Source organism: Lysinibacillus sp. UGB7, from assembly GCF_049058285.1.
Taxonomy (GTDB): Bacteria; Bacillota; Bacilli; order Bacillales_A; family Planococcaceae; genus Lysinibacillus; species Lysinibacillus sphaericus_B.
This window is the reverse complement of sequence record NZ_JBMGUV010000023.1, coordinates 80,203-91,599: the sequence shown is the minus strand read 5'-3', so window position 1 is coordinate 91,599 and position 11,397 is coordinate 80,203. Positions and strand designations below refer to the sequence as shown.

At 35.9% G+C, this 11,397-nt stretch carries 10 protein-coding genes; 6 read left to right on the top strand and 4 right to left on the bottom strand.

Features of this window, described 5'->3' with window-relative positions; all coding sequences use genetic code 11:
- The coding region (locus ACOMCU_RS19110) for a helix-turn-helix domain-containing protein (protein WP_421051072.1) at nt 1-182 on the bottom strand (182 nt) is incomplete at its 3' end.
- A 269-nt stretch (nt 183-451) separates the two neighbouring features.
- Between ACOMCU_RS19110 and ACOMCU_RS19105 the strand changes: the two genes are divergently transcribed.
- Nucleotides 452-3,229: a binary toxin-like calcium binding domain-containing protein gene (locus tag ACOMCU_RS19105; RefSeq protein ID WP_421051071.1), complete on the top strand. Its 2,778-nt coding sequence runs from the start codon at nt 452-454 to the stop codon at nt 3,227-3,229.
- 46 nt (nt 3,230-3,275) lie between these two features.
- Entirely contained in the window at nt 3,276-3,464 is a 189-nt protein-coding gene (locus tag ACOMCU_RS19100) for a hypothetical protein (protein WP_010859242.1), read from the top strand.
- A 16-nt stretch (nt 3,465-3,480) separates the two neighbouring features.
- On the opposite strand, the gene ACOMCU_RS19095 is transcribed toward ACOMCU_RS19100, so the two are convergent.
- Complete coding sequence (locus ACOMCU_RS19095) at nt 3,481-4,152, bottom strand: MATE family efflux transporter (protein ID WP_421051070.1); 672 nt, start codon at nt 4,150-4,152, stop codon at nt 3,481-3,483.
- Entirely contained in the window at nt 4,149-4,454 is a 306-nt protein-coding gene (locus ACOMCU_RS19090) for an MATE family efflux transporter (protein WP_421051068.1), read from the bottom strand. Before ACOMCU_RS19090 ends, ACOMCU_RS19095 begins: the two co-directional genes overlap by 4 nt.
- Nucleotides 4,455-4,772: 318 nt before the next feature.
- Here ACOMCU_RS19090 and ACOMCU_RS19085 point away from each other — a divergent pair, with 318 nt between their 5' ends.
- Nucleotides 4,773-5,849 carry an undecaprenyldiphospho-muramoylpentapeptide beta-N-acetylglucosaminyltransferase gene (locus ACOMCU_RS19085; RefSeq protein ID WP_010859245.1) on the top strand — a complete coding sequence of 359 codons (1,077 nt, stop codon included), beginning with the start codon at nt 4,773-4,775 and terminating at the stop codon, nt 5,847-5,849.
- A 71-nt stretch (nt 5,850-5,920) separates the two neighbouring features.
- Here ACOMCU_RS19085 and ACOMCU_RS19080 read toward each other — a convergent pair whose 3' ends face one another.
- Nucleotides 5,921-6,469 carry a GNAT family N-acetyltransferase gene (locus ACOMCU_RS19080; RefSeq protein WP_010859246.1) on the bottom strand — a complete coding sequence of 183 codons (549 nt, stop codon included), beginning with the start codon at nt 6,467-6,469 and terminating at the stop codon, nt 5,921-5,923.
- Nucleotides 6,470-7,006: 537 nt separating this feature from the next.
- Here ACOMCU_RS19080 and ACOMCU_RS19075 point away from each other — a divergent pair.
- The 3 genes from ACOMCU_RS19075 to ACOMCU_RS19065 all read left to right on the top strand — a co-directional run bounded on the left by ACOMCU_RS19075 (nt 7,007) and on the right by ACOMCU_RS19065 (nt 11,201).
- A complete protein-coding gene (locus tag ACOMCU_RS19075) occupies nt 7,007-9,034 on the top strand; it encodes a diguanylate cyclase domain-containing protein (RefSeq protein WP_421051067.1) in 2,028 nt (675 codons plus the stop codon).
- 110 nt (nt 9,035-9,144) lie between these two features.
- Nucleotides 9,145-9,819, top strand: coding sequence for a response regulator transcription factor (locus tag ACOMCU_RS19070; RefSeq protein ID WP_010859248.1), 675 nt, complete (start codon nt 9,145-9,147; stop codon nt 9,817-9,819).
- Nucleotides 9,816-11,201 (top strand): HAMP domain-containing sensor histidine kinase, encoded by a 1,386-nt coding sequence (locus tag ACOMCU_RS19065; RefSeq protein ID WP_421051066.1) that lies wholly within the window; start codon nt 9,816-9,818, stop codon nt 11,199-11,201. Before ACOMCU_RS19070 ends, ACOMCU_RS19065 begins: the two co-directional genes overlap by 4 nt.
- The last annotated feature ends 196 nt before the right edge of the window (nt 11,202-11,397 follow it).

Here is an 11,397-nt window from a genome sequence, read left to right as displayed (position 1 = left end):
ATCGAATATCTTGTATAGGATTTTTTAAAAGCTTCGAGTCCATGATAGTCATATCGTTTCACCCACTCCATAATCGTAATTCCATCGGTTTTCAGCAATCGTCCAATACTTTCATAGCTCTCTTTTTCTGATAAATAAAGTTCAATCGCATTTATTTTATCGTCTAGTGTAAATTTAACCATAAAAAAACTGCACCTCCAATTGTGGTGAAATGAACCCCGAACAGTGGACACTTTAAAAAGTGAACCTATTCGGGTTTTTTCATTTATATCATAGAACTTAATTGGTAACCAACATTTAAACGGATTTCGTTTAATATGGAGATTTTGTGAACCCTCCTACGAATAAATATTTGCAATCCGTAATGTGACATTTTCTGCCAAGTCTTTTTGCTATTATACTTTTGTACGCTAACTTATCTATGGGGAGTGAAGCAATGAGGAGTGTAACGATGAAGACCGAAAAGAAAGCAGAAGAAAATAAAAATACAGGTCGGTTTTCCGGCTATGGTTTAATCGGTTTTTATTTTAAAGGGAACCAATTTAATGACCTCTTGTTAATAACACAAAAAGGGGACGGTAATCTGTCTTTAGATAAAACTCAAATGACATCGTTACCTAGTATTCAAAACGAAAAGATTCAATCTGCTAGATGGCTGGGGTTTATTAAACCAGAACAAACAGATGAGTATGTATTTTTCACGCCATCTAACTATGAGATGTTAATCCAAATTGATAATCAAATTGTCAATTTAGGAAGTAAAATAACATTAGAAAAAGATAAAGTATATCCAATTCGCATTGAAAGTCGTTTTGAGAAAGATACAAATCATACAAAAACTTGCGAACTGTGTTGGACGTATTCTGAGAAGAAAGAAATTATTCCTGAGGTTTGTCTATTATCACCAGATTTTAAAAATACAGAATTTTATCCGCAAACTAGCTTGTTTGGTGATGTGGCTGATGATACTACTGATTCAGATCAAGATGGGATATTAGACGATTGGGAAATCAATGGCTATACGTTTGACGGCACAAATGTTGTTCAGTGGAGTCCTGATTATGAAGGAGCGTATACAAAGTATGTATCAAACCCTAAGCAAGCTAGTACAGCGGGAGATCCATATACTGATTTAGAAAAAATCACAGGAAACATGGACCGTGCTACGTCTTTAGAAGCTAGAAATCCATTAGTAGCAGCCTATCCACAGGTGGGAGTTAGTATGGAAAAACTGATTATATCTCAAAATTCTGATTTTACAACCTCTCAAGAAAATTCAACCTCCTCTAGTAAAACAGAATCAAATACGGAAAGCACTACTGCAGAAGCTGGTGCAGAGGGGAAAAAATTTATTGGTAAAATTACTGAGGGCTTCACACACACAACTTCAACAACACAAACAACTGAAGAAAGTACTGGAGAGCAAGTCCATATTAATACTGGTCAAGCTGCATATTTAAATGCGAATGTAAGATATTTTAACACTGGTACAGCTCCTATTTATCAAGTGACACCAACAAATAACTTTATCATAGAAGATGAAACAATTATAACGATTACAGCTCCACCTAGTAACATCGGTAACTCGCTTTCTCCCGGGGCAACATACCCGGATAAATCCTTACATGCTATGGCATTAACCGAGATAGAACCAGGAAAAGACTTTACAATACACTATGATAGTTTACAGAAACTGCAATCTGGTGAAAAATTCCTCATAGAAACAACCCAAATTAGTGGAAATGTAGATGATAATGATACAACTTGGGATAAATATATCACACAAATTGAATCATCTACTGCCTGTCTAATATTAGATACTGGGAATGAAGTATTGGAAAGAAGAGTAGCGGCAAAAAATTATTATGATTCACTTGATTATACGCCAGAAATTACTTTTAGAGATGCAATACAATCTGCTTTTTTAGCTATGAATGATGGAGGTAAACTGTTTTATAATGAAATTCCAATCTATGAAGAGCTCGTACAACTTATTTACGATCAACAGACAGCTGATGATTTTGAGAGCCAACTAGAAGAGAATCCAGATAAATCAATGTTCGATTTACTATTAAAACAAGGGATGAAGATTTTAATCAAAACACCTTGTGTTAGTTTTGACTGTAATGGTTCTGCAAGTGTTACAAGTAACGGAATTACCTGGACAGGTGCAACACACCAAGATAATATTGGAGTAGAAGGTGGATGTTTACAAGGAACTAGTGCTGGCGGAACATTACAAACACGATTAGACCCATATGGAAAATACGTTCTAAGCATGTATGCAAAATCTATAGATACAAATCCAACAGTAGAAATAGGAATGATGTGTTCAACAAATAGCAAGAAAAAAACTTGTGAAGTTCAACTAAATTCCGATTGGCAAAGAATAGATTTTGAATTTACCCTTCTTGATGATGCAACTATAGCTGATCAAATTTGTGTCAGTTCAGACAATGGGGATATTTATTTTGATGACATTACAATCACAAAATTTGAAACGTTAACAAGTGATATAACAGAACAAATCGTACAAAAAGCACATTCTGTTACGCGGTGGAATACATCAACGGTTCCGGGTCATTCATACGTTGATTCCGTAGAATTCAAAATTAATCCAGAGTATATATGTGATTACGAATTAGTTGTTAGCAATACAAGTCATGGAACTGCTAGTTGTGAAATAAAAGAGGATGGTACTCTAACTATAAATTTTTCTAACTACAATATTCATGATATTGATATTGGATGTAAAATTCAAGTTAATGCTATATATAAGAATGACCCAACAGTTAAATCTATAGTAGCCTTGTGGTACAATCAACAAAATGTAGATATAAAAGGCTGGCAAAGACTTATAATGAATGGAACTATAAATTTTTATGAGGAAGGGGATCCAGGTAATGAAATAGAGCCTTATGGTTGGATTAAGTTTTATTCTACAGACTTAGAAATCCAAAAAGCCAATGAAGTTACTATATGGAGCAAGTCAGATGGTTCTAGTCAAGAACAAGCGTCTATTACGAACTTAGAGTTTTATGCACCTGGTACTGGTAATTATACTTTTTATGGAGATGTAAAAGAAGATGATAGTACAAGTAAAGATGAAGTGCTCGCAGATCCTAATAAACCAGTGAATGTTGGACCACCTGATACGACTGTTGAATTTTATGGTCCTGACGCTGGAAATGATCATGTTAATATTCAATTTTCAATAACTTACCCATAATATTTAACTTTCAAGCCTCAAAAACATCCGTTTTTGAGGCTTTTTTATGTGTAAATATACTGATTTTATCAGTCTCAAAACCTATGTAATTGGCACATTGGTTTCTTATTCTTTGGATGGTTCGCCAGCTATGAAAACTGAAGTAGAGAACTTTATTGCCAAGGCTGTAAAGGATGAAATCATTCTGGAATCTCATTTGAAAGATTTACAGAATGGTGTGATGACAAGCGACTGATTGTTAGGTTTGTATATTACGATTCAAAATAACCGCTAAGCGGATAACACAGATTCGTTATCTTCAGCTTAGCGGTTTTTATATAACTACGCCCAAAGAGGTTTAAAGAAGAAATATTTATTAAGTTTAAGCTTGTAAAATTCAGTGCAGTTTGATGTGCGGCAATGATTTCGGTACTAAAACAACTCATCATCATGGTTACGGCAGAAAAAATACTGGTTTCTGCAAATAAAGATACGCCAATTGGTACACCAATCATTAAAATTTCCTTCCAGCGTAGCCATTCAAGCTTTGGCCATTCGTGAAAAATACGGAAACGTTCAAAAGGTATCCGTTTCGCCACAATCCATACTGTGAAAAAGAATATCAACCAGTAGGTAATAGCAGTAGCCACGCCAGCTCCAATACCACCAAGTTCAGGTGCGCCAAACTTACCAAAAATAAATATGTAATTGAACAAAATATTAATCGGTGTTGCGAGCAATGTGATAATCATCGCCACCCTTGTTTGCCCAAGTGCATCGATGAAACAGTGCAGTACAAAAAATAAAAATAACGGTAACAACCCAGCACACATAGCGTAAATATAGGATTTAGCAATGTGATGTACTGTTGTTTCAAGCTGCATAATGCCAAGAATCCTGTCAATGCTTGTTATTAATAAGATAGAAATAATAATGACAATCACAATGGCGACATATCAGCTTGTTGTACGGCTTTTTTCGCATCCAATTCTTTTTTAGCACCAACAAGTTGGGAGACAATGGGCGTAATGGCTAATAAAATCCCTGAAAGTCCTGTGTAGACAGGCATCCAAATGGATGAACCGATGGAAACGCCAGCTAAATCTGTTGTACCATAGCGGCTTGACATTAAAATATGGAAGAATGAGATTAAATATATGGCCACTTGTGTTACAAAATCGGTACAATCATTTTCAGCATTAACACATATTTTGCTTTCAAGGTCGTTGTTTCGTACATAATGCATCTTCCTTTTACTTTATTCACTTGAAGATCGTGCTGTCCAATATGCCCTTTTTATAATAATCTAAAAGGTTGAATGGCAAAATCCGTCTTGGTCCGTAGGTAAGCAGCACGCCTGTGTGACGATACATTACGAGGTGATACCAGTGGATATACTGATGGGTGTTTAATCATAATGAACTAGTATAGCATATAGATAGTACAATGGAGCAAAAATTAAAGGCTTCATCTATATCTTTTCGTCCGCATATAGTAAAATAAAAGACTGTAAACGAAAAAGTAGCAATTGCTACTATGGCTTTTTAGGAATAGGAGAATTTACGTGAAACAACAAACAATCATTTTAACCGGTGGTGGGACAGCAGGCCATGTATCACTCAACCAAGCGATACTACCGTCTTTACTTGAACTAGGTTATGATGTCCACTATATTGGTTCAGAGCAAGGTATTGAAAAAGAATTAATCGGCGAGGCATTTCCTAATGTTCCGTTTTATGGGATATCAAGTGGAAAATTGCGTCGTTATTTCTCAATGAAAAATTTTACGGATCCTTTTAAAGTACTTGCTGGAATCATGCAGGCTTTTCGTATCATCAAAAAAGTAAAACCCCAGGTCATTTTTTCAAAAGGCGGCTTTGTCTCTGTGCCAGTCGTGATGGCGGCTAAAGTTGCAGGCGTTCCAGTCGTTATTCATGAATCAGATGTAACGCCCGGCTTGGCAAATAAAATTGCCCTACCATTTGCGTCACATATCTTTACTATTTTTGAAGAAACGCTTCAGCATTTACCACAAGAAAAGGCTACTTGTACAGGTTCGATTATTCGTCAAGAGCTATTTATAGGTGACAAAGCGAAGGGGCTATCGCTTTGTGGCTTTACAGCGTCAAAACCAGTACTTCTTGTAATGGGCGGGAGTCTAGGATCGGTTGTCTTAAATGATGCACTCCGTCAAAACTTGCCCGAACTATTACAAACCTTCCAAGTGATACATCTATGCGGCAAAGGAAATAACGACCAAACACTGAGTTCTCTGCCGGGCTACAAGCAATTTGAATATGTTACAACAGAATTACCTGATTTACTGCATGCGGCAGATTTTGTCGTATCGCGTGCAGGATCCAATTCGATTTTCGAATTTTTAGCACTTCATAAGCCGATGTTATTAATCCCACTTTCTGCACAAAAAAGTCGGGGTGACCAAATTTTAAACGCCAAGTTATTTAAAAAACAAGGCTATGCAGAAGTATTACAAGAAGATGAATTAACAAAGGAAACGTTTATCAAGTCCGTGCATACGTTAACAGCACGTAAATCAGCAATGACTGCAACGATGGAAAAAACCCAAAGACCGAAAACGCCAGATGAGATGGCAAAATTAATTTTGCAATATAAAAAATAGAAAAAGCTATGTGTTCTGTCTCAGCTGACAGAATACATAGCTTCTTTTCGTTGAAAGAATGAGATGTACCACTACATCGCTTGTTCTTCGCCTTCTTGCAATTGATTGGCAGTTGTCAGGTAGAACAAATCACGAGGTATTTTATATAGATCGAATTGTGCTTCTCCACCATTCACTTGTGCTAATAAAGTAGGATGACTCTCGTTAGCATTGATGACGTATGGCAATTTTAAAGCAGCTCGATGAGATTTTGTATTTTCAACTCGAATACGGAGAAACACCGTATGGAAATTATAATCAAAGAATAATTCATTCAAAAATAACATTTTAGCCTTTTGGTTATAACCTTTACCTTGATAAGGGAGTCCTATCCACGTTCCGAGAAAGCCAGCACCGTCTTCGACATCATGAATGCTAATGGTGCCGATTGGTTGACCCCAATCATCAGTTATTGTCCTAGATACAGCGAGTCCTCTCGCTTCATCTTCAATCAGTTGTTTTGTCATAAACCAATACTCATCAGCAGTTGCGGCTTTTTGACGAACAAAAGGGAAAACAGAAGGGTGTGATAATAGCTCATAAAGCTCTGTACATTCATGTAGGTCTCGATGTTTAAGCATACGAAACGCCTCCTTTACTAGGGTAGTTAAAACAATTCCGTTGAAGCATAAAGAAGAAAACTAAAATTCGTACTGGAATTAAAAACCCAAAGAACTAGACGTTATAACTATGAAATCCATAATCTCCCGCTGTCTTACTGATTTTGCGACCATACCGAAAAATGGCTAGTTTTTTTAATATAATATAACAAACCTACTGCTTAATGCAATTAATTTACTCGTTAAAACAAAAATTAAGTTTAATAATTATTTAATTCTGAAAATACTAAATATTTGATAAATTTTTTATGGGCATAAAGTACATCATAGTAATTAAATCCAATTAATTGATTAATATAACATTCCATTTGTATTATTTAATATACTTTTAAAATTGGAAATCATCAATTTTTATCCATAAAAGGATAGAAAATTTCTTTTTGAAGAAAGTTAATCTTCTGTAAATATGTTATAATAGTAACATGGATTTTTTTGTATATATCCGTTGTTTTATTGCGATTCTATAGACAACAGCGACTTATTATGGGAGGTGACAGCATGGAGTATTTTTTAAGTGAAGCGCATTTTAATCAGCTATTCATCGGCAAAGATTTTGTCTATCTCATGAAAAGAGTTGAGGACGATTATCAATATATTCGCTTAAATCAAGCAGCGCAATCACTATTATCAAAAGAAGCCATCGGGAAAATGCTTTCTGCAATCTCCTCTCGTCGTAATTTTGCCATTATTCAAGAAAATTATCATCAAGCAATCGCTCTTAATGCGCAGGTCGATTATATGGATTATGCATATTTTGACTCGGAAGTTCGAAAATACGAGACTTCTGTCCGACCAATTCAGTTCGGTAATGACCATTATATTTTAGCTATTACAAAAGAAATCTTATATGACAGAAACATTGAAGATAAGTTTTTGTTTATGCGATCAATGTTTGATCATGCATTTTTTTCAACGGTCATTTTATCAGCGGATGGTGTTATCTATGAAGCGAATGCAAGCTTCATGGAAGACTTTGAGTTAAGTAATGACACATTGAAACATCAACTGTTTATTGATTTACCAATTATTCCGCAAGAAGAAATTGAAAACATACAACACTATTTAAAAAGAGCTGCTTTGGGTGAAAATATCGAGGAGAAGCTTATCAAGTTTCATACACTGGAAAAAAGACAACGCATGTATTTGGTGTCGCTTTCTCCAGTTATGCTGGGAGATAATTCGTTTGCGATATTTCTCATCATGCAAGATTTCACGCAATTTACTGAGCAAAAGGCGGAATTACGTTCGAAATCCCATGGACTTGAAGTCTTCAAGGCTGCCTTAAATTCGGCAACATCTATTGCGATTTTAGATATTGAAGGTAACATCGTTGAAGTAAATGAATTGTTTTTACAAGCTTCAGGATTTACAGCGAGTGAGCTTATTGGCCAACCCTATAATTTAATTGAACCGCGTTATCATACAGAAAACTTTTTACAAACGATAAACGAAACACTTGATGAAGGGGAGATTTGGCGAGGCGAGTTGTGCTACCGTACTAAATACCATGCGGATTATTGGGTAGAGGCAGCCATTGTACCGTTGAAGAATGAATTTGGCAAAGTTGAACAATATTTATCCATTAACTATGATATTACGGACAAGAAAAGAATGTTAACGGAATTAAAAAATATTGAACGAACATTTCGTCTCATCACGGAAAATACAAATGATTTAATTGTTATTACGAACGAAGATGGCATTATTATTTATGCTTCGCCGTCCTATCGAATTTACCTGGGCTACGAAATTGTGGAATTACAAGGGCAGTTTTACAGTAACATTGTCGATATGGAGAGTAAAAAGGCATGGCAAACATTTTTAAATAATTTTACTGGTCAAACAGATACACAATTAGAACTTTTATTGAAGGCAAAAGATGGTACACCTGTTTGGACAGAAGGGAATGTCACTGTCGTACATGATCCAGAGCGTGAAACGGTTTCTCAAATTATGATGGTTTCACGTGAAATCACACACCGGAAAGAACGAGAAAATGACCTGTTATATTTAGCCTATCATGATAGCTTAACGCAATTACCTAATCGCCGTTATCTAATGAAGGAATTTCCTAAAATATTAGCGGATGCGCATACGAATAATGTGTGTTTAGCCATGCTTTACATTGATGGGGACGATTTTAAAGTTGTAAATGACCAATTTGGGCATGATACGGGTGATGACTTTATTTGTAACTTTGGCCATGTCTTAATCGCATCGGTTCGTAGTCATGATTTAGTTATTCGTATCGGAGGCGATGAATTTATTATCGTTTTAACGGGGTTAACGAGAGATCATGAGGCACGAAATGCACAAATGATGCATATTATTGATCGTATTCGCAATGGATTGAAAAAGGGGTGGACCATTAATCATCGTCATTTTGCGCCCACCGCCTCAATAGGCATTGCGTATTTTCCAGATCATGCCAAAACATTGGACGCGCTAATAGACTTAGCAGACCAAGCGTTATATAAAGCGAAAGAATTTGGGAAGAATAAATTATATATAACTGAAACGCACTAGAAAAAGTCTGTACGAACGAGTATTTACTTGTGGTACAGACTTTTTAGTTGGTGTTATGCTATAGCAGAGGTCATAATTGTAGCAGTTATTTTGAAATAGAAGGTGATGACATGCCTAAAAAGATATTATTAGTAGAAGATGAGAAACATATTGCGCGTTTTGTTGAATTAGAATTACAGCATGAGGGTTACATAGTTACGGTCGCTTTTGAAGGTCGTGAAGGATTGGCACTTGCTTCGTCAGAGGATTTTGATGTGATATTACTAGATGTTATGCTTCCAGGTTTAAATGGAATTGAAATTTGCCGCCGTGTACGCACTCAATCCGCAGTGCCGATTATTTTACTAACTGCACGAGATGCTGTAATGGATCGAGTAGCTGGCTTAGATGCAGGCGCAGATGATTACATTGTCAAGCCATTTGCCATTGAAGAACTACTTGCAAGAATTCGTACAATTTTGCGACGTGTTACACCAGAAGAAAAAACAGGTGGAACATTAGATTTCCGTGATATTGCCATTGACATTGCGGCTTATGAGGTCTTTGTACAAGGTGAAAAGCTTGACTTAACAAAAACCGAATATGATTTGCTAAAGCTATTAATAGAACATAAAAACAAAGTTTGTACACGTGAACTGATTTTAACTTCTGTGTGGGGTTATGATACAGACATTGAGACGAATGTGGTTGATGTATATATCCGCCATTTACGGACAAAACTGCCGGGTGATATGAATGCCTATATCGAAACGGTCCGAGGAGTAGGGTATGTGATGCGTGAATGATGAAATTAAAAGAATACTTTCTCAACCAATCATTACAAAGAAAATGGATGTTCACTTCTAGTGCCGTCATTTTTTTTAGCTATGCCATTATTTGTATTGTGGTGTATGTATCACTTCATACATGGTTATTAAATGATGAAGAAAGTAAAGTAAGGCGGACAAGCGATGACTTAGTGTCTTTTTTAGAGTCACAGGGTCCTAATATTTCGATTCAGCAAATTCAGCAAAACACGGGGCTACTAAACTCAATTGCGGATCGCAATCAATCCGTAAGACTATTTAATATAGATGGAATTGAGATTTTGCGAATTAATGGTACTTCTCAAAAAGCACCGCTCACACCAATGCAAGAAATTATACAAATGACGGTTGATAAAAAAGATGTCTTTGTTGCCAATGAACCCGTTCGCCTTGGTTTTTTTCAAGGCTATATTCAAGTCATTCACCCGCTAACGGGCTTTGAATCACTTATGCAATACTTGCTGACAGCAATGCTTATTGCGGGTGTTGGGGCGCTGCTATTATCTGGTTCAATCGGTTTTTATCTAGCGAATCATTTAATGAAACCACTTCATGCACTACGCTCATCTATGAATATGGTGATGGATAATGGGTTTAACGAACCTATACAACTGTCGTATACATCACATGATGAAATTGGTGATCTATTAAAAATGTACAATGCGATGATGAATGAACTACAAATTTCATTTACACAGCAGCAACAATTTGTCGCAGATGCTTCACACGAATTACGTACGCCTATTCAAGCAATTGAAGGGCATCTATCCCTGTTGAAAAGATGGGGCAAGGATGATCCAGTAATTTTAGCAGAATCCATCGATACCTCACTAACGGAAATTGCACGCATGCGTAAGATGATAGAAGAACTATTACAGCTTGCGCGACGTGAGGAAAAGGACGACATGAGTGAGGCGGATGCAATCGAAGTTTTACAAGGAGTCATTTCAGAAATAGAACTGTTACATCCACAAGCTCGAATAACGCTGTCGAATAATGGTGAAATCGGTCGTTTATTTATAACTGAAAATGCACTTAGTCAAATTGTTCGTAATATAATAGAGAATGCAATTCGTTATTGTGAAAAAATTCCTGAGGTCAATATTTCGATTTCCGCAGATGACAAAGAAGCGCATTTGCAAATAGCAGACAATGGGATTGGTATAGAGGAAGAAAACCTTCCATTTATCTTTGATCGTTTTTATCGTATTGATGAGGCAAGAAATCGTCAAATTGGCGGTACTGGCTTAGGTTTAAGTATTTCAAAATTGTTACTTGAAAAATATAACGCCTCTATAGAAGTCAAGAGCGAGAAGAATGTTGGAACCGTTTTCTTTGTGAAAATACCGCTGAAATATTAAGAAAAGTACACGCTTTATTTCATAATTCTATTCTTTGGGAAAAAAATTGCTTAATTTGCTGAAAAGAGTTGTATTTTCTGTGAAGAGTAGTAAGATTGAGATGGAAAAAACGTTCATTAAATTATGGATAAGTAGTGTCAAACATCCTTTTAATGAGCGAAGAAATATTATATAATTAATTGTAATTTAATTAATG